The sequence below is a fragment of the Serratia sp. BFP-2025 genome (assembly GCF_050880365.1).
GTDB lineage: Bacteria > Pseudomonadota > Gammaproteobacteria > Enterobacterales > Enterobacteriaceae > Serratia > Serratia surfactantfaciens.
Window position 1 is genome coordinate 1,976,212 of sequence record NZ_JBPAFV010000001.1, and the last position, 17,874, is coordinate 1,994,085.

18 protein-coding genes are annotated in these 17,874 nt (G+C 60.3%); 7 read left to right on the plus strand and 11 right to left on the minus strand.

Translation table 11 applies throughout. From position 1 onward, the window contains the following. The first annotated feature begins 121 nt into the window (after window positions 1-121). Window positions 122-1,657 (plus strand): serine hydrolase domain-containing protein, encoded by a 1,536-nt coding sequence (locus tag ACRAWE_RS09265; protein ID WP_063919276.1) that lies wholly within the window; start codon window positions 122-124, stop codon window positions 1,655-1,657. A gap of 3 nt (window positions 1,658-1,660) precedes the next feature. On the opposite strand, the gene ACRAWE_RS09270 is transcribed toward ACRAWE_RS09265, so the two are convergent. Together ACRAWE_RS09270 and ACRAWE_RS09275 are read right to left on the minus strand one after the other, a co-directional pair. Continuing rightward, a complete protein-coding gene (locus ACRAWE_RS09270) occupies window positions 1,661-2,191 on the minus strand; it encodes a chorismate mutase (protein WP_211130495.1) in 531 nt (176 codons plus the stop codon). Between the two features lie 121 nt (window positions 2,192-2,312). Beyond that, on the minus strand, window positions 2,313-2,819 hold the full coding sequence (locus ACRAWE_RS09275) for an anti-virulence regulator CigR family protein (protein WP_019454842.1): 507 nt from the start codon (window positions 2,817-2,819) through the stop codon (window positions 2,313-2,315). Between the two features lie 442 nt (window positions 2,820-3,261). On the opposite strand from ACRAWE_RS09275, the gene ACRAWE_RS09280 reads away from it, so the two are divergent. Beyond that, window positions 3,262-3,441 (plus strand): hypothetical protein, encoded by a 180-nt coding sequence (locus tag ACRAWE_RS09280; protein ID WP_025160261.1) that lies wholly within the window; start codon window positions 3,262-3,264, stop codon window positions 3,439-3,441. Window positions 3,442-3,495: 54 nt separating this feature from the next. Here the strand turns inward: ACRAWE_RS09280 and ACRAWE_RS09285 are convergent, their stop codons facing one another. From ACRAWE_RS09285 to ACRAWE_RS09305, 5 genes are all read right to left on the minus strand, one after another. After that, complete coding sequence (locus ACRAWE_RS09285) at window positions 3,496-4,377, minus strand: nucleoside-specific channel-forming protein Tsx (RefSeq protein WP_025160262.1); 882 nt, start codon at window positions 4,375-4,377, stop codon at window positions 3,496-3,498. Window positions 4,378-4,751: 374 nt separating this feature from the next. Then, a complete protein-coding gene (locus tag ACRAWE_RS09290; RefSeq protein ID WP_025160263.1) occupies window positions 4,752-5,024 on the minus strand; it encodes a hypothetical protein in 273 nt (90 codons plus the stop codon). A 73-nt stretch (window positions 5,025-5,097) separates the two neighbouring features. After that, window positions 5,098-5,991 (minus strand): aromatic amino acid DMT transporter YddG, encoded by an 894-nt coding sequence (gene yddG / locus ACRAWE_RS09295; protein ID WP_432525268.1) that lies wholly within the window; start codon window positions 5,989-5,991, stop codon window positions 5,098-5,100. Window positions 5,992-6,082: 91 nt separating this feature from the next. Next, window positions 6,083-7,453: an APC family permease gene (locus ACRAWE_RS09300; protein WP_019454837.1), complete on the minus strand. Its 1,371-nt coding sequence runs from the start codon at window positions 7,451-7,453 to the stop codon at window positions 6,083-6,085. A gap of 307 nt (window positions 7,454-7,760) precedes the next feature. Further along, the gene (locus ACRAWE_RS09305) at window positions 7,761-9,179 is read right to left on the minus strand and encodes a glutamine synthetase family protein (RefSeq protein WP_019454836.1); all 1,419 of its coding nucleotides are present in this window, start codon (window positions 9,177-9,179) and stop codon (window positions 7,761-7,763) included. Between the two features lie 219 nt (window positions 9,180-9,398). Between ACRAWE_RS09305 and puuD the strand changes: the two genes are divergently transcribed. The 4 genes from puuD to ACRAWE_RS09325 are packed head-to-tail and all read left to right on the plus strand — an operon-like array spanning window position 9,399 to window position 13,518. Beyond that, window positions 9,399-10,160: a gamma-glutamyl-gamma-aminobutyrate hydrolase gene (puuD, locus tag ACRAWE_RS09310; protein WP_025160264.1), complete on the plus strand. Its 762-nt coding sequence runs from the start codon at window positions 9,399-9,401 to the stop codon at window positions 10,158-10,160. Continuing rightward, complete coding sequence (puuR, locus tag ACRAWE_RS09315; RefSeq protein WP_019454834.1) at window positions 10,157-10,714, plus strand: HTH-type transcriptional regulator PuuR; 558 nt, start codon at window positions 10,157-10,159, stop codon at window positions 10,712-10,714. The genes puuD and puuR overlap by 4 nt, the downstream gene beginning before the upstream one ends. A gap of 15 nt (window positions 10,715-10,729) precedes the next feature. Next, window positions 10,730-12,226, plus strand: coding sequence for an aldehyde dehydrogenase PuuC (gene puuC, locus ACRAWE_RS09320; protein ID WP_019454833.1), 1,497 nt, complete (start codon window positions 10,730-10,732; stop codon window positions 12,224-12,226). 11 nt (window positions 12,227-12,237) lie between these two features. Beyond that, window positions 12,238-13,518: an NAD(P)/FAD-dependent oxidoreductase gene (locus ACRAWE_RS09325; RefSeq protein WP_019454832.1), complete on the plus strand. Its 1,281-nt coding sequence runs from the start codon at window positions 12,238-12,240 to the stop codon at window positions 13,516-13,518. Between the two features lie 43 nt (window positions 13,519-13,561). Here ACRAWE_RS09325 and ACRAWE_RS09330 read toward each other — a convergent pair whose 3' ends face one another. Both ACRAWE_RS09330 and ACRAWE_RS09335 read right to left on the minus strand, forming a co-directional pair. Then, the gene (locus tag ACRAWE_RS09330) at window positions 13,562-14,317 is read right to left on the minus strand and encodes an SDR family NAD(P)-dependent oxidoreductase (RefSeq protein WP_016928044.1); all 756 of its coding nucleotides are present in this window, start codon (window positions 14,315-14,317) and stop codon (window positions 13,562-13,564) included. Window positions 14,318-14,631: 314 nt separating this feature from the next. Further along, window positions 14,632-15,060, minus strand: a complete 429-nt coding sequence (locus ACRAWE_RS09335; RefSeq protein ID WP_019454831.1) for a universal stress protein — start codon at window positions 15,058-15,060, stop codon at window positions 14,632-14,634. Between the two features lie 269 nt (window positions 15,061-15,329). Between ACRAWE_RS09335 and ACRAWE_RS09340 the strand changes: the two genes are divergently transcribed. Beyond that, window positions 15,330-15,947, plus strand: coding sequence for a LysE family translocator (locus tag ACRAWE_RS09340; RefSeq protein ID WP_019454830.1), 618 nt, complete (start codon window positions 15,330-15,332; stop codon window positions 15,945-15,947). Here ACRAWE_RS09340 and ACRAWE_RS09345 read toward each other — a convergent pair. Next, entirely contained in the window at window positions 15,937-16,581 is a 645-nt protein-coding gene (locus tag ACRAWE_RS09345) for a Qnr family pentapeptide repeat protein (protein ID WP_154747029.1), read from the minus strand. The genes ACRAWE_RS09340 and ACRAWE_RS09345 overlap by 11 nt on opposite strands. Window positions 16,582-16,656: 75 nt before the next feature. Beyond that, a complete protein-coding gene (locus ACRAWE_RS09350) occupies window positions 16,657-17,730 on the minus strand; it encodes an SMP-30/gluconolactonase/LRE family protein (protein ID WP_154747028.1) in 1,074 nt (357 codons plus the stop codon). Between the last annotated feature and the right edge of the window lie 144 nt (window positions 17,731-17,874).

Genomic DNA, 17,874 nt, shown 5'->3' on the forward strand with positions numbered 1-17,874 from the left:
AAAACAGCGGCCGACGAAAAACGCACTGCGCCACAATCAGCCGAAAAGCCCGCGCTCTTTACCAGCATCGGGCGGCGTGTGGCCGAGCTGGCCCGTTTCGAACCATCACTCTGGAGGCCCTATGTCTGTAACACCGTTAAACTGGCGCGCTGCCGGCGCCGTCGCCGAACAACTGTTGGCCGGCTGGCAACGGCGTGGTGAACCCGGCGGCGCCATCACCCTGTTTGACGCCGAACAACTCCGCGCCACCGCCTGCGCCGGCCTGGCCGATCTGGCGCAAAATACGCCCTTCACCGCCGACAGCGTGGTGCGTTATGCCTCAGTGACCAAGCACATCTTCGCCGCGCTGGCGCTGAACGCCACCGATCGCGCCATTCGGCTGGAGCAGCGTCTGGGTGAGCTGTTGCCCGCTCTGCAGCCCGCGTTGGCGGACGTCACCGTCGGCCAGGCGCTGGACATGACCGGCGGCCTGCCCGACGTGCGCGAAACGCTCGGCTTGCTCGGCATATCGCTGCACGCCGTCAGCGAGGCGCAGCCGGTGATGCAGTTTGTCGAGGGGCTGGAAAAGCTGAATTATGAAGCCGGCAGCGAGATCGCCTACAGCAATACCGGCTATCGGCTGCTGGAAGCGGCGCTGCGCAGCAAGGGGTTTGATTTCGACCAGCTGGTGCAACAGCGTATCGCCCAACCGCTGCAGGTGCAAATGCGGGCGCCGGAAAGCTGGTTCGACGTGGTGCCGGGGCTGGTGCCGGGTTACTGGCGGGCGCCGCAGGGCTGGCAGCACGCCAGTGCCGGCCTGCACCTTTCCGCCTCCGGCAGCCTGACCGGCAGCGTCAACGCCCTCACCCGCTGGCTGCAGACGCTGCTGGCCGACGAAGGGCCCGGCCAGGGCGTGCTGGCGCAACTCAGCGCACCGCGCCGCCTCAATCAGGGCCAGCTCAGCGCCTATGGCCTGGGGCTGGCGCAGACGCCGCTGGGCCGCCGCCGCTTGCTGGGCCATGGCGGCTCCCACGCCGGTTACAAAACCTATTTCCTGCTGGCGCCCGACCGCCAGGCCGGCGTGGCGCTGGTGGCCAACCGCGAAGACTGCGACAGCTTCGGTATGGTCTTACAGGTGATGGCGACGCTGCTGGGCGAACCTTTGCCGCAGCGCAGCGCGGCGATCCCCGATGGCCTCTACGCCACGCTGGCCGAGCCGCACTGGCTGGAGGTCAAAGACGGCAACCTGGCCTATCTGGGCAGCGGCGAACCGCTGTATCAGGGCGAGGACGGCTATGCGGTGTCGCTGTCCGCCCATATGCCAATCAAATTGAAGTGGACCGGCGAAGCGGTCGAGGGCGAGGTCGGCCACGTGGCACGCCGTTTCCTGCCGGTGACGGCCAACGGCGACTGCCTGAAGCATGTACAGGGGCTGTGGTATCACCCGCACTATCGTACCGCCTTTGAAATTTGCGGCGATCGGGTGCATATCGGCGTCGGCCCGGCGGCGCAGACCGGCACGCTCAGCCCGTTGGGCCAGGGGCGCATGCTGGTCGAGTGCCAGGACGGCCCGTGGTTGAAACGCTTTTGCCTCTATTTCCGCGGTTACAACGTGGATCTCATCGCCAACCGCAGCCGAATGCTGACCTTCCGTCGCAGCACCGTCGGCCGCGACTGACGCTCAGCGTGCGCGCGCGGCTTTGACCGTCAACAGCGCATCCGCCAGCCGCCGTTTGTCGGCGGCACTAAGATTCATCTGATCTACGGACGCCATAAACGCCGCCCGATCCGCCTCGTCGAGTGGGCCGGCGCGCAGCCGCTCCGCCAGACGCTGCAGTATCTGGCTGCTCAGCTGCGCGATCTGCGCGCGCACCTGAGCCAACGGGCGCGGTTGCCAACCGGTTTCCGGACTCGCCAGCCAGTCGGCACGATAGCGGTACTGAATCGCCTTGGCGGCATCCATCTGCGCGGCGATAAAAGGCCGCACCGACGCCGGCTCCAGCCCCAAACGCCCCGCCTCCTCCTGCGCGCTGGCCAACACCTTCGCCTCTTGCGCCAGGTCTTCGATCGGCAAATGCTGCTGCGCCTTGTAACCGGCGACGTCTTTCATCAGCGACAATCGTTGGTTCACCAGCTCGCCGAGAGCGGCGGTGCCGTCCGCCAACGCCGGAAAACTGGTCAAACAACAAGCTATCAACAACGCCCTGAACATGGCATCTCCTTATCATCATGTCATGCAGTGAAAACGTCAGGCACAAAGTTCACCACGTCAGCCCGACGCTGGCAAATAAAAAGGCCCCGCCGCAGCGAGGCCTGATCATGCTCCACAGGCGTTAGTTGAACACGCCATTGATCACGGAAGCCACAATCGCGGTGCTGAGCGCAACCAGCACCAGATCATCGCCGGCGATACGCCACTCATAACCCGGGTACTGCGGCAGTTCACGCAGCATCGAGTACGGCACCACTTTTTTGGCGATGCCCGGCGGCAGCGGCTTGCCGCGCGCCAGATTCTTGGCGATGCCCGGCGGCAACGAACGGTAGCCGGTCAGCCCATGGTTGTGCGCCAGCGAACGGGCGCGATCGCGCGAGAGGGTGACGGTGATCAGATTGTTGTCGTTGCGATAGACGCCGTTATCGTATTGGTCTTTATTGCCTTTGTTACCGTGATTGCCATTATTGCCGTGATTACCGTTATTGCCATGGTTACCGTTGTTACCGCTGTTGCCATGGCCGTTACCGTTGCCGTTACCGCCTTTGTCGGCCAAAGCCGGTGCGGATGACAATCCCAGCGATGCAATCAGCGCTAACACCGTAAGCGTCGTACGACCTTTGTTCATGTTATGTATTCCTGCATGGGTGACTCTGTTTACTATAGTTGGCCTTTTCCAGACAAAGTATAAGGAAAACTCCGAGATGGCGGTGCGGTTTTACGGCGATCGCGTCCAAAGCTTGCTCTGACGCAAAATCCCTCGAAAATTCCGAAACCAACTTCGGATTTTTCTTGAAGAAAAATAAGCCTTTCGTTAATTTGGCAGAGTAACAAGAAAGAGTTAGCGTGCTCTTTTTCGTCGCACCTCAAATCTTATTCTTATCATCCATAATGATAATAGCGAACACTTCCCGCCTCTCCGTGCGGGACTCTTTTTACCCTTTCCGCCGCACCAATGTGGTGCTTTATGTTGAGATTTAGTTGCCGATAATTTACATTCGCTGTCTGAGAAACCTCAACCTCCCGCGGTGGCCAGTCTGGCAACGGGTGGGCGTTCAGGAGCAAGAGACGTGCAAATGACCCTCATGGAATACATCACTCGGCACTTTAACGGCGATCTTCATCGTTATGCGCAGTCGGAAGGCGTCAGCCGTGAACAAATCATTAGTTGGATAAATAATGAATGTCACGTGATCAAAGGCAGGCTGTTTATGCCGGTGAAGCATCTCCCGGTTGAACAAGCCCAGTGATGACGAAAAAAAACCCCGCCAGGCGGGGTTTTCTGTTTCTGATAACACGGAAAATCAGAAGTTATAGCCAACCACGAGGTAATAACCCCAACCGGTAGACTTGATCGGGCCCTGCGGCGTACCGATATCCGCGCCATCCTGCCACTGGCCACCGTTATGGAAATAACGCGCCACGAAAGAATAGTGCCAATGATCGTAGTTCAGCGCCAAAATGTGGCTGGAGGCGATCGAGTTGCCGGTGCGCACCTGTTTGCCGGTGCCGTCAACCCAGTGGCTGTCCTTGCCCAGATCGGAGCCGAAGTCGAAGTTGGTGAAGCCGATGTAGCTCAGGTTGCCGCCCCACACCTGGGTCAGCGGCACGAAGTACTTCACCTTGAAGCGGTAACCGTCCCAGCTGTTCTCATTGGCAGCCTGGTAGTTTTCCCACTGGTATTTGGCATAGATGTTCATCGACAGGCTCATCGGCAGGCCGGTGTCGATATCGGTGCCCAGACCCATGTACCAGGTGTTCTGACGGCCGTCGGCGTTATGGCCCAGGTCATAGATGTAGTTGTTGGCGAAGTACCACTCTTTGAACGGACCGAAGCTCAGATCGGTGCCGGTCAGCTTGTCGATGGAGAAGCGCGGTTCGATCTCCATAAACAGCGGCGAACCTTTGTTCCAGATGCCGCGATCCGGCGTGTTGCCCACGCCGAAGAATTTCGGCACGTCAACGTAACCGTAGAAATCGAACCAGTCTTTCTTGGCGAAGGCTTCATATTCGAGATACACGTCGTTGTTCAGCTGCGGTCCGAAGCGGGTGTGGTAGCTGCCCACCACGTTAACGCTCTGGTGCCACCAGTCGGAGACATATTGACTGTCTTTGCTATCAGCCATTGATGATGCACTGTAAGACGCTGCGAGCAGTACACCTGCTGCGAGAGCTATTTTTTTCATTTTATTACCACATGCTTAAAGGGCCATTTCCTGCCCGTTTAGAAAAGATGACAATGAGTCTGCCGACACCTGGCGTTGTCTTCACACAGAAACTCGGATGACGCGCGCATTATAGAAACCACTGACTGTAAGAATCTGTGATCCAGTTACGCATTTCGCGAATAGGTAATCGATTGCGTTCACATTTGTCAAATTATGTTTCATGCAAATTCACATTCGCTGTGATTTTTGTCATGCACATCGATTTTTAGCGCAGTTTTTGAGCCAAATGTCATCAGGACGTCACCCTGCTCGTCATCGCAGCGTGGAAAAGAAAAAGCCGACGCATAAACGTCGGCATTCATCAGAATCGGGGGAAAACGCGCACAGCGAAGTCAGTTCACCGCCGGCACCGCCTTGGCGATGTTTTCCTGGCGGAACGCCACCTCTTCGCCGTTTTTGACCTCCCAGCTGGCGACCGGAATATCGGTCTTGGGCGCCGCCGCGACGACCGAACCGTAAATCAGCTTGTCGTCGCGGCGCAAAATATACACATCTAGCTGATACTCGTGCCGCAGATTCGCCGTGGTCAGGCGCACGGTATCGCCGCGCTCATAGTGATGCGCGTCGATATCGGGTTGTTGAATAAATTGAATGTCGCTTCTCATCATCGTCGTTCCTTCAGGCAACATGGCTAGTTAAATTCTAGTCCAACATTGCGCCGACGGCAGATAATTTCCGTTAATTTCCGCGAGTTGCCCGCCAACAGATCAGTGAGCCGAGGATGACCATCGCCACGCCCTGCCAGAAATTGACGGTCAGCGAGGTGTGCAACACCAGCGCGGCGAACACCGCTGACAGCACCGGGGTAAAATAGGAGACGGTGGCCAGCAGCGTCATGTTGCCGTGCAAAATGCCGACGTTCCAGGCGGCGTACCCCGCGCCCATCGCTACCCCGGCGCACAGCAGCGTTACGGTCACCCCGACGTTGAACTGCATGCCGCTCTCCGTACTGAAGGCGTACTTCAGCCACAGCGCCAGCGCGGTCAGCACGATAAACAGCACCACGCCGTTGCTGCCCTGAGCGATCTTCTTGGTCAGGTTGCAATACAGCGCCCAGATCACCGCACCGCTGAACGCCAGCGCGTAGCTGAGCGGGTTGCTGCGCACGTTGGCCAGCATCTGCGCCGCCGACCAGCCGCCCTCGCCGCTCATGATCCAACCGATGCCGAACAGCGACAGCAGCAGCCCCGGCAGCAGCCACCATTTCGCCCGTTGCCCGTTGAGCGCCAGCGCCATCAGCACGGTGAAACAGGGCCACAGGTAGTTGATCATGCCCACTTCTATCGCCTGCAGGCGGGTATTGGCATAGCCGAGCGACAGCGACAGACAGATCTCGTAGCTGACGAACAGCAGGCTGCCGACGATCAGGTAAGGCCGAGGAAAGCTGCGCCATTTCGGTACGCCGAGCGCCACCAGCAAGAACGCCGCACTGACGCTGTAGATCATCGCCGCGCCGCCGATCGGCCCCAGCCCTTCGCTGACGCTGCGGATCAGGCCAACGACGCTGCTCCACAACACGATAGCCAACAAACCGAACAGCGTAGCGCGGGTACGCGAGGGCAAAGCGGGCATAAGACAGGTCCAATGGGTTATTTTTTATCGAGTTTTTCACTCTACTGCCGCACGCGTCAAAAAGAAAGGCGGGAAATTCCCGCCTGTGATTTTATTGCTGCGGCTGCCGCTCGAGCTGCGGCGGCGGCTGGCGAAAACGCCGCGTCAGCCAGGCCAAATAGCCGAAGCCCAGCGTCGCCCAGATAAGCCCCATGGTCAGCGAGCTTTTCTCCAGGTTCAGCCACAGCACCCCCACCGTCAGCGCCCCCACCAGCGGCAGGAACAGGAAGTTGAAGCGATCTTTCCAGCTTTTGTTGCGCCCTTCGCGGATGAAGAAGTGGCTGATCACCGACAGGTTGACGAAGGTGAAGGCCACCAGTGCGCCAAAGTTGATCAGCGCCGTGGCGGTAACCAGATCGAACGACAGCGCCGACAACGCCACCAGCCCGACCATCAACACGTTCAGCGCCGGCGTGCGCCATTTGGGGTGGATATAGCCGAAGAATTTTTCCGGGAACACGTTATCGCGCCCCATCACGTACAGCAGGCGCGACACGCTGGCGTGCGACGCCAGGCCGGAAGCCAACGTGTTGATAAAGGTCACGCACAGGAAGATCGACTGGAACAGCTTGCCGCCGACGTACAGCGCGATCTCCGGCAGCGCGGCGTCGGGCTGGTGGAAACGTTGAATGGACGGGAAAAACAGCTGAATGAAGAACGACACGCTGATAAAGATCACCCCGCCGTACAGTGCGGTCAGGAAGATGGCGCGCGGGATCACCTTGGCGGCGTCGGGCGTCTCTTCGCACAACGTGGTGACCGCATCGAAGCCGAGGAACGAGAAGCACAGAATGGTGGCGCCGGTAATGATCGGCAACAGGTGGGCGTTCTCGCTGAGGAACGGCCGCAGGCTCCACACCGTGCCCATCCCCTCGCCGTTGTGCAGGCCGCGCACCACCAGATAGATGAACACCAGAATGATCGCCACCTGCGCCAGCACGAACAGGGTATTGAAGTTGGCCACCAGATTGACGCTTTTCAGGTTGATGGCGGTAATCAGGATAACGAAGCCCACCACCCACACCCAGGGCGGCACTTCCGGGAACAGCGCGGTCAGGTAAATCTTCGCCAACAGCGTATTGATCATCGGCAGGAACAGATAATCCAGCAGCGACGACCACCCCACCAGAAAACCGACGTGCGGGTTGATCGCTTTCTGCGCATAGGTGTAGGCGGAGCCGGCGGTGGGAAACTGGCGCACCAGTTTGCCGTAGCTGATGGCGGTGAACAGCACGCCGGCCAGCGCCAGCAGATAAGAGGTCGGCACATGGCCGTCGGTGAGGCCGGAGACGATGCCGAAGGTGTCGAACACCGTCATCGGCGTCAGATAGGCCAGGCCCATCATCACCACCTGCCACAGCTTAAGGGATTTGCGCAGCTGCGGTTTGCCCGCTGGGCCGCTGTCGATGGCTTTAATCGTCATGGCAGTTCCCCTCTTGGTCCTCTGCTGTCAATCGTGCAACGTGATTCAGAGAGGCCGCGGGGAAACTGCAGTTCAGGCGGCGGGAAAAACGGTTTGGGGTCACTGTCGGGCGGCCGGCGACCGGCCCGTAGGCACTGCGGCACAGGCAAACGCCTGCGCATGGGGATGACTGAGTCATGGTTATTTCCTCGTCGGCGTCCTGTACGCCGTGATAGAAGAAATTCTGTACCGCAGCGCGCAGCCTCACCGGCCACAGGAGAGCCGATGAAATGCGCCGGACGCGCGCGGTAGTGCCAGGTGAGCGGGATCAGGCGTTTTTCAGCATCCACTCGATTTCGGTTTCGGTGATCAGGCGCTCAAACTGCACCAGCTCATCGGTTTTGCAGGCCAGGTAGACGTGGCTGAAGCGTTCACCCAGCAGCGCATTGAGCACCGGCTGGTGTTCGAACTCGTACAGCGCGTCGCTCTGGCGGATCGGGAACGGCAGCCCGTCCTGTTCCAGACCGTTGCCGGTCACCGGTTCAGGCAGCGGCAGCGCGGTTTCCAGGCCGTAAACGATGCCGGCCAGAATGGTCGCCATCACCAGATACGGGTTGGCGTCGGCGCCCGCCACGCGGTACTCCACGCGGTGGTTGTCGCGATCGCCGCAGGGAATGCGCAGCGCCACGGTGCGGTTGTTATGCCCCCAGGAAGCCTGGGTCGGCACATACATGCCGGGCTGGAAGCGGCGATACGCGTTGACGTTCGGCGCCAGCAGCGCCATCGAGGACGGCATCAGGGCGATCATGCCCGCCAGCGCCTGTTTCAACAGCGCCGAATCTTCACCGTCGTCGTCGGCGAGCACGTTGTCGCCTTGCGCGTTCAGCATGCTGATGTGCACGTGCATGCCGCTGCCGGCGTGCTCCTCATAAGGCTTGGCCATAAAGGTCGCCTGCATGTTGTGGTTCTCGGCCACCATGCGTACCAGCCGCTTCAGCGCCAGCGCGTGGTCGCAGGCTTGCAGCACGTCGTCGGTATGATGCAGATTGACCTCGAACTGCCCCGGCGACGCCTCCGCCACCGCGCCGTCCGCAGGAATGCCCTGCAAACGCGCCAGTTCGTCGATCTCGCTCAGTACGTCGGCGAAATGGTTCAGGTTATCGACGGAATAGACCTGGCTTTGGGTGTTGCGCTCTTGGGTGCCCGGCGCGCACGGCGGCTGCAGATAGCCCTCCGCATCGCGCTGACGATCGATGAGATAGAACTCCAACTCTACCGCTACCACGGGGGAGAGCCCGCGCTGACGCAAACGCTGCCACACTCGGTTCAGCACATTGCGCGGTTCAACGTCAAAGGGAGTGCCATCTTCATCCAGCATGGTGAGCAGCACCTGCGCAATATATTGCGGATCCGCCGCCGACGGCGTCAACGTGCCCGGCACCGGCACGCACACGTGATCCGGCTCTCCCAGCTCCTGCCCCAGCCCGGCTTCTTCCACCACGTTGCCGAGAATATCCATCGCAAATACCGACGCCGGGAAGTAACAGCCCTTCTCCAGCTTGCTCAGGCCGCCGACCGGGATGCGTTTGCCGCGGAAGCTGCCGTTCAGATCGGTCAACAGTACGTCGACATGTTGCGTTAATGGATAACGTTCCAGGTACTTCTTCACTTCGCGCTGGAACGCGCTACTTCGTCTCTCTTCACTGTGCTGAACAAAGTTTTCCACTTCTACGATGTTGGTCTGCATGGTTCACCCGCCGTTTGTGTTTTGCTGTCGTCGATGTTTATTGACCGTATTGTTCAATATAATGCCCACAAATGAAACGTAGATGAAACAAATTTGTTTTGCAAGTGTTACTTTTGGTTTGAATATTGGCCAATCGACTGCTAGATTTATAGAATATTGAACGAAATAGGCGGTATGACAGCTTGTCGTTCATAATTTCGAACGTACCAAGGGGATAGCATGGACAATATATTTAACAGGCCAGTCATCGGTGTCGTCATGTGCAGGTATAGGTTAAACGGGCACCTCACACAGACCTTGCAAGAAAAGTACCTGAATGCCGTTATCACCGCCGGCGGTTTGCCGATCGCCCTGCCACACGCGCTGGCGGAGCCGGAAATGCTGGCGGAACTGTTGCCGCGCCTCGACGGTATTTTGCTGCCGGGCAGCCCCAGTAATGTGCAGCCGCACCTTTATGGTGAAAACGGCGATGAGCCTGACGCCGATCCTGGTCGAGACGCGTTGAGCCTGGCGCTGATCCGCCAGGCGTTCGACAGGCGCATTCCCCTTTTCGCCATTTGCCGCGGCATGCAAGAGATGGTGGTCGCCACTCAAGGCACCCTGCATCGCCGCCTGTATGAACTGCCCGAGCTGCTGGAACATCGTGAAGATCACGACCTGCCGCTGGAACAGCAATACGCCCCCGCCCACGAAGTGATCGTTCAGGAAGGGGGGCTGCTTTCGCAACTGATACCGGATTGCAACAGATTCTGGGTGAACTCGCTGCACGGCCAGGGTGCCAAAACCCTGGGCGCCAGTATTCGCATCGAGGCGCACGCCGCCGACGGGCTGGTGGAGGCGATCAGCGTGCGCGATCAGCCCTTTGCGCTCGGCGTGCAGTGGCACCCTGAGTGGAACAGCGACGAGTACGCCCTGTCGCGCCTGTTGTTTGATGGTTTCATCACCGCCTGTCGGAACTATCAAAAGGAAAAACGCCCATGAGCGACGTCAGCTTGGCACCGGGAAAACGTCTGTCGCAGATCCGTCAACAATTGGGGTTGTCGCAGCGCCGGGTCGCCGAACTGTCTGGGTTAACCCACAGCGCCATCAGCACTATCGAGCAGGACAAGGTCAGCCCGGCCATCAGCACGCTGCAAAAGTTGCTGACGGTATACGGTCTGTCGCTGTCGGCGTTTTTCGCCGAGCCGGAAAAACCGGCAGAACCGCAGATCGTGATAAGCAGTGACGATCTGATCGAAATCGGCAGCCAGGGCGTTTCGATGAAGCTTATCCACAACGGCGACCCGAACCGCACGCTGGCGATGATGATCGAAACCTACGAACCGGGCACCACTACCGGTGAGCGCATCAAACACCAGGGGGAAGAGATCGGCACGCTGCTGGAAGGCGAAGTGGTGCTGCAGGTCAACGGCCAGAGCTATCACCTGCTGGCCGGGCAGAGCTACGCCATCAATACCGGCATCCCCCACAGTTTCAGCAACACGTCGGCGCGCATTTGCCGGATTATCAGCGCCCATACGCCGACGACATTCTGATCAACGGAGCCAGGCATGAACTTTCACCATTTGCAGTATTGGCAACAACGGGCGCAGGCCCTGAAGATTGAGCACCAGCTGTTTATCGACGGCCGCTACCAGCCGGCCGCCGCGGGGAAAAGTTTCGCCGTGGAAGATCCTGCCGGCCGCCGTGAGCTGGCGCAGGTCGCGCGCGGCGAAGCCGCCGACATCGATCGGGCGGTCAACGCAGCGCGCGCCGCCTTTGAGCGCGGCGACTGGGCCCAGGCCGCGCCGGCGCAGCGCAAGGCCACGCTGCTGCGCTTCGCCGAGCTGATGGAGCAGCATCACGAAGAGCTGGCACTGCTGGAAACGCTGGACACCGGCAAACCGATTCGCCACAGCCTGCGCGACGACGTGCCGGGCGCCATCCGCTGCATCCGCTGGTACGCCGAAGCAATCGATAAGGTGTACGGTGAAATCGCCCCCACCGGTCGCGACGCGCTGGCGCTGATCGAGCGCGAGCCGATCGGCGTGGTCGGCGCCATCGTGCCCTGGAACTTCCCGCTGCTGCTGGCCTGCTGGAAGCTCGGCCCGGCGCTGGCTGCCGGCAACAGCGTGGTGCTCAAACCCTCCGAAAAATCGCCGCTGAGCGCCATCCTGCTCGGCAAACTGGCGCAGCAGGCCGGGCTGCCGGACGGCGTGCTGAACGTGGTACCCGGCTATGGGCACGACGCCGGCAAAGCGCTGGCGCTGCACCGCGACGTCGACGCCCTCACCTTCACCGGCTCCACGCTGGTGGCGAAGCAGCTGATGATCTACGCCGGCGAGTCGAACATGAAACGCGTCTGGCTGGAGGCCGGCGGCAAAAGCGCCAACATCGTCTTCGCCGACTGCCCGGATCTCGATCAGGCCGCCCGCAGCGCCGCCGCCGGCATCTTCTATAATCAGGGGCAGGTGTGCATCGCCGGCACTCGCCTGCTGGTCGAAGCGAGCATTCAGCAAGAATTCCTGCAAGCGCTGCGCAAACACGCGGCGGCCTTCATCCCCGGCGACCCGCTCGATCCCGCCACGGTGATGGGCACGCTGATCGACAGCGGCCACTGCGAGAAAGTGGCCGGCTATATCGATCGGGGGCTGAGCCAGGGCGCCGCGCTGTTCCTCGACGGGCGCGACCATCCGCAGGGCGACCACGCCGGCTATCTGGGGCCGACCATCCTCACCCAGGTGAACAACGCCATGAGCGTGGCGCGCGATGAAATTTTCGGCCCGGTGCTGGCGGTGACGGCGTTCGACGACGAGCAACAGGCGCTGCAGCTGGCCAACGATAGCGACTACGGCCTCGGCGCCGCGGTCTGGACCCGCGATCTGGCGCGTGCGCACCGCATGGCGCGCCAACTGAAAGCCGGCACTGTGTTCGTCAACAACTACAACGACGGCGACATGACCGTGCCGTTCGGCGGCTATAAGCAGAGCGGCAACGGCCGCGACAAATCGCTGCATGCACTGGACAAATTCACCGAATTGAAAACCACCTGGATCTCGCTGGAATAAGGGCTTACATCATGACTGAACACGTAAAAAGCTACTATGCGGCCACGGCCAACGCTCATCAGCCCTATCCGCAATTGAATGAATCGATCGAATGCGACGTCTGCGTGATCGGCGGCGGCTATACCGGCCTCTCGTCCGCGCTGTTCCTGGTAGAGGCCGGTTACGACGTGGTGGTGCTGGAAGCGGCGCGCATCGGTTTCGGCGCCAGCGGCCGCAACGGCGGCCAGTTGGTTAACTCTTACAGCCGCGACATCGATGTGATTGAAGAGCGCTACGGCGCGGAAAGCGCCCGCCTGCTCGGCAGCATGATGTTCGAAGGCGCGGAGATCATCCGCAGCCGCATCAGCCGCTACGCCATCGACTGCGACTATCGCCCCGGCGGCATCTTCGCCGCGCTGAACAACAAGCAGTTCCATGCGCTGATCGAGCAAAAGCGCAACTGGGAACGCTACGGCAATACTCAGCTCGAGCTGCTTGATGCGGATCGGCTGCGCCAGGAGGTCGCCAGCGATCGCTACGTCGGCGCGCTGCTCGATCACAGCGGCGGCCACATCCATCCGCTCAACCTGGCGCTGGGCGAGGCCGAGGCGATTCGCCTGCAGGGTGGGCGCATCTTCGAGCAATCGGCGGTAACGAACATCCGCCACGGCGAACCGGCGCTCATCAGCACCGCCAACGGCCAGGTGAAGGCGCGCTTCGTCATCGTCGCCGGCAACGCCTATCTGGGCGACAAGCTGGAGCCGCGGCTGGCCAAGCGCAGCATGCCGTGCGGCACCCAGGTGGTGGCCACCGAACCGCTGGCGCCGGAGATCGCGCAGGCGCTGATCCCGCAGAACTACTGCGTGGAGGACTGCAACTACCTGTTGGATTATTACCGCATCACCGCCGATCATCGCCTGCTGTACGGCGGCGGCGTGGTATATGGCGCGCGCGATCCGGACGACATCGACAACCTGATCCGGCCAAAGCTGCTGAAGACCTTCCCGCAGCTGAAAGGGGTGCGTATCGACTATCGCTGGACCGGCAACTTCCTGCTGACGCTGTCGCGCATGCCGCAGTTCGGCCGGTTGGAGAATAACGTATATTACATGCAGGGCTACAGCGGCCACGGCGTGACCTGCACCCATCTGGCGGGCAAGCTGATCGCCGAGCTGATGCGCGGCGACGCCGAACGCTTCGACGCCTTCGCCAAGCTGCCGCACCTGCCGTTCTTCGGCGGGCGCAATCTGCAGATCCCGTTCACCGCCATCGGCGCGGCCTACTACACGCTGCGCGATCGTATCGGCGTCTAAAATAGCAGGCCCGGTCATCCTGGCCGGGCCTGTGGGTTAACGCTTAGACGATCTTCGGTTGGCCGTCCGAGGCGGTCGCCCCGCCATCGACCGGAATGTTGGCGCCATTGATAAAGCTGGCGTCGTCGCTGGCCAGGAACGCCATCACCGCCGCCACTTCTTCCGGCTCCGCCGCACGGCCTAACGCGATGCGCTCATTGAACTTGTCGCGGATCTCCTGCGGCCAGCCGTTGGTCATGTTGGTTTTCACCAGGCTCGGGCAGACCGAGTTGATGCGCACGCCGTCACCACCGTGATCCAGCGCCATGGCGCGCGTCAGGTTGACCACCGCGCCTTTCGCCGCGCAGTAATAAGCCGCGCCCCAGTCGCCGCCCAGGCCGGACACCGACGCGGTATTGACGATGCAGCCTTTGGTTTTCAGCAGGTGCGGCAAGGCAAATTTGGAACAGAACACCACGCCGTCGATATCGACCCCGGCGATGCGACGCCAGTCGTCGATGCTGGTTTCCAGCACGCTGCCCGCCACATGCACGCCGGCGTTGTTCAGCAGGACGTCGATGCGGCCCAGCTTTTCCGCCACCTCATTCATCATTTTTTCAACCGCGACGTGATCGGATACGTCGATATGCACCGCCATCGCCCGGCCCTTCGGCAGTGAAGCGGCGACTTTGTCTACCGCTTCCTTGGCCCAGTCGGCCAGCACCACGATCGCGCCCTCGGCGGAGAAACGCCGCGCCGCCGCTTCCCCCATGCCATTGCCCGCACCGGTGATAACCACGACTTTATTGTCAAAACGCATGAGACCTCCTCCATGTGAACGTATTTATATAAGTCATACAAATCTCATGACCCGAGGATAAGTCGCAGTCCCCCTGAGAGCCAGTCAAAACGTGCGGTTTATTAACCAAAAGGAGGTATGTCAGCTATTTCAATGCGCTGGGTTAACCTTTATCGGATTTTGGCCAACATACTGATAGAGAAAATAAAATTACGGGCAGTCACTATTCACAAGCCGGATTGTCAGCCGGCGGAATTATTGCGAATCAGCGGTTATGGTCATACAGAGATAAGCGATGCGAATGAAAAACGGCAGCCGCCCAGAGGCGGCCGCGACTATTTTTTCTCGATGGGGACCACCAACAGATCGACGTTCAGCTCGTTGATCGCCTGGCGAGCCGAAGAGACCAGCCGGCTCCAGACATCGTGATGGTGGCCGAAAATCACCAGATCGAACCCTTTTTCCTGTGCCACCCGGTTCAGTTCTTCCGTCAACGCGCCGCGGCTGACGATCACTTCTTCGACCGGATAAGACGACTGCCCTTTGATCGCATTGAGCATGTTCTTCACCCGCTCCGAAAAGGTGCGATCGGTGTAGTTATAATCTCCCACGCCCAGATCGACGTAATAACCGGCGCGATGAATGTCGATGTAGATCAGGGAGAGTTTGGCATTGAGCGCGGCGGCCAACCTGGCGCCCTTGCCCAGCAGGAACTCGGCGTCTTCGCTGAGATCCGTGGCGACAACGATATGCTGATAAGCCATAGTGGCGGCCCTCCGCATCAAAACCGTGAACAGGATGGCGCTCCTTGCCGCATGTTTCTTATGCACCTTAAGTTTAGCCCAGCGCCGGGTCGCTCGCCTGCCCCCTCGGCAAACGCTCGACGGGCGCTATCACCTCGGTGCCCCAGGCATGCGCCGTATGCGTAATTCTCCCCGGCCGCCATCGGGACGCCGGTGCAATTGGTCGAGTGGATTCTGTGCGGGATTCGTTATAAAACTAACGGTACTCTTGTTGTAACAGGCAATCTTTCATGGTCGATATGTCCGCCGTACTCGCCGTTTTCACCGTGTATATTGTCGGCGTGGTGATCCCCGGCCCTAATTTCGTCGCCGTCGCTCACAAAGCCGTTTCCGCACGCCGGGCAGAGGCGTTTGCCTTAGTGGCCGGCATTGTGCTGGTCAATCTGTTCTGGGCGAGCAGTGCCCTTCTGGGCATCGGCGTGGTTTTCGCCCTGTTCCCCTGGTTGGCGGTGGCGATTAAAGTCGCCGGCGCCGGCTATTTAATGTGGTTCGGCTATCGGCTTATCGCCCAGGCGGCGCCCTCTTCCGGCACCCCAGCGGCCGCCGGAAAAAGCGGTTTTCGCGCCGCCTTTTTGCAGGGTATCGCCACCAACATCGCCAACCCCAAATCCATTGCGTTTTACGCCGCCGTCTTCTCATCAGCGGCACCCAGCCATGTTTCTACGCCGACTTTTTTCGCCATGCTGCTGGAAGTCGCGGTGATAGCCAGCTTGTGGTACGGGCTGGTCGCCCTGGTGTTGTCGCACGCGCCTGTCGCCGGCGCCTACCGCCGCAGCAAGGCTTGGATCGATCGCGCCTGCGGCACCTTGATCATCGCACTGGGGCTGCGGCAGTTGCTCAGCCGATGATCGCGATCCCCAGCCGCTCCAGCAGCTGCGCGGCCTGGTGGCTGTCCATTTTAACGCCCTGCAGATCGGTGGTGCGCAAATCCAACTCGCCCAGTTCGGCATTGCTCAAATCGCATCCGGTAACGTCGGCGGCGCGCCAGTCGAAACCAGAGAACTCGCCGCCGGACAGATCGGAGCCGCTGAAGCTGGCACCGAGCACCTGCGCGCCGTGCCAACGGTTCTCCCACAGCTCGCACTTCTCCAGCACCACCTTGGCGAAGTTAGCGTAGCTCAGGTTGCTTTTGGTGATATAGGCGCTGCAAAACCAGGTGCGGCTGGTGATCATATTCATAAAGCTGGCGCCGCGAAAATCGGCGCCCTGCGCGCGGCACTCGCGGATCTCGACGCCCAACGCGTCGGCGTGACGGAAATCCGCCATCGATAAATCGCAGCTTTTAAAACTCGCGTCTTTCAGTATCGCGCGGCTGAAATTGCCCCCCTGCCGGCTGTCGCTATCGTAAAACTGGCAGCCGATAAACTCGGTGCCGGTCAGATCGGCGCCTGAAAAATCGCACAGCATAAAGCTACCGTTTTCAATCTTCGCGCCGGTAAAGCGGTTACGGTCAATCTTTTCACCCTTCAATATCAGACTCATCGCAGCACACCTGTTTATTTATACAGTCAGTGCGGCATTTAATCCTATTCCGGCAGGGTTGGCAACCGGCGTCGATCAGCGTGCCTTTGGCGCAGGCTGTTCTAACGCAACCTTGACGATGCTGAACGTTCTGGTTTTCTCCGCCTGAGTGACGTCGGCAAACAACCGGGGATAACGGGAATTGACCACCCACACCTCGCCATCGCGCAGCGCGGCGCCGGTCGGCCCATCCAATTCCGGCGGCGCGGCAACCGCGGCGGTACGCGCGCTAGCCCAGCCGTCGGACGAGGAGAGCAGCGTCACGTCACCGGACATGCTCCCCTTTTCCCCCGGAAAAGACTGTACGATCACCAGTTCGTTGGCGTTTTTGAGCCGCAACCCGTCCGGCCCTTTTAAGCGTTGCGGCAACCTGATTGCACTTACCGCAGGCGCGTTATCCAGCGTCACTTTCCACAGCAGCCCCCGGGTGTAGTCCGCCGCAATCAGGAAGCCGTCCGGGTGATAGACGATGCCATTGAGATAAGGCTGCGTACCCTGCGCTGCGGCGGGTGCGTCGGCCGGCATCAAACGCGCCGAACGCACCAGAATCGACACCTGGCGCGTTGCACGGTCAATCTTGTAAATCTGCGGCTGGAAGCTGTCGGTCACGTAGATATTACCCTGCGCGTCGAGCGTCAGATCGTTGGCCAACGTCGGGCCATGGCTTAGCGATGAAAGATCGTACCTCTGCTGCAGCACGCCGGTATCGAGGCTGAACTCCAACACCTGCGCTACGCGATTGCGCGTGCCGGCGGCAGAGTGGAGGGACACGCCCACGTCTTCGTTGCACACCAGCACCCGGTTGCGCTCGGCGTCCACCAGCATGCCGGAGGTAGTGATTAACCCCTTGCCGATGGAAAAACGCCGATAGCGACCATCCGGATAGACTAACCCAAGTTGGCCACCGCGCAGGGAGGACACCAGAAACGCGCCGGCGCGCGCATTCCAGGCGATGCCCTCAGGGTAGGCGCCGGCGGGATCCGGCGAAAACTCGATGCGTTGCGTCGCGTTTGCCGGCGGCACGCCGCTGAAAAACAGCGTTACGCCGGCCAGCAGGGTGACGCGCCGACTGAGCGGTAATAAGACAGAAAATAGGCTGAAGCGAAACATGGGCGGGCACCTGATGATGACTGGGATCTTCAGAGTAGAGCCGCGCCGGCAGCCGCACCAGCCGGTAAAAAGGCAATGCGCTACTAAAAAAATCGCAGTAATCAGCGCAAAAAAAAACCGCCCGGTATGGACGGTTTAGCTGGC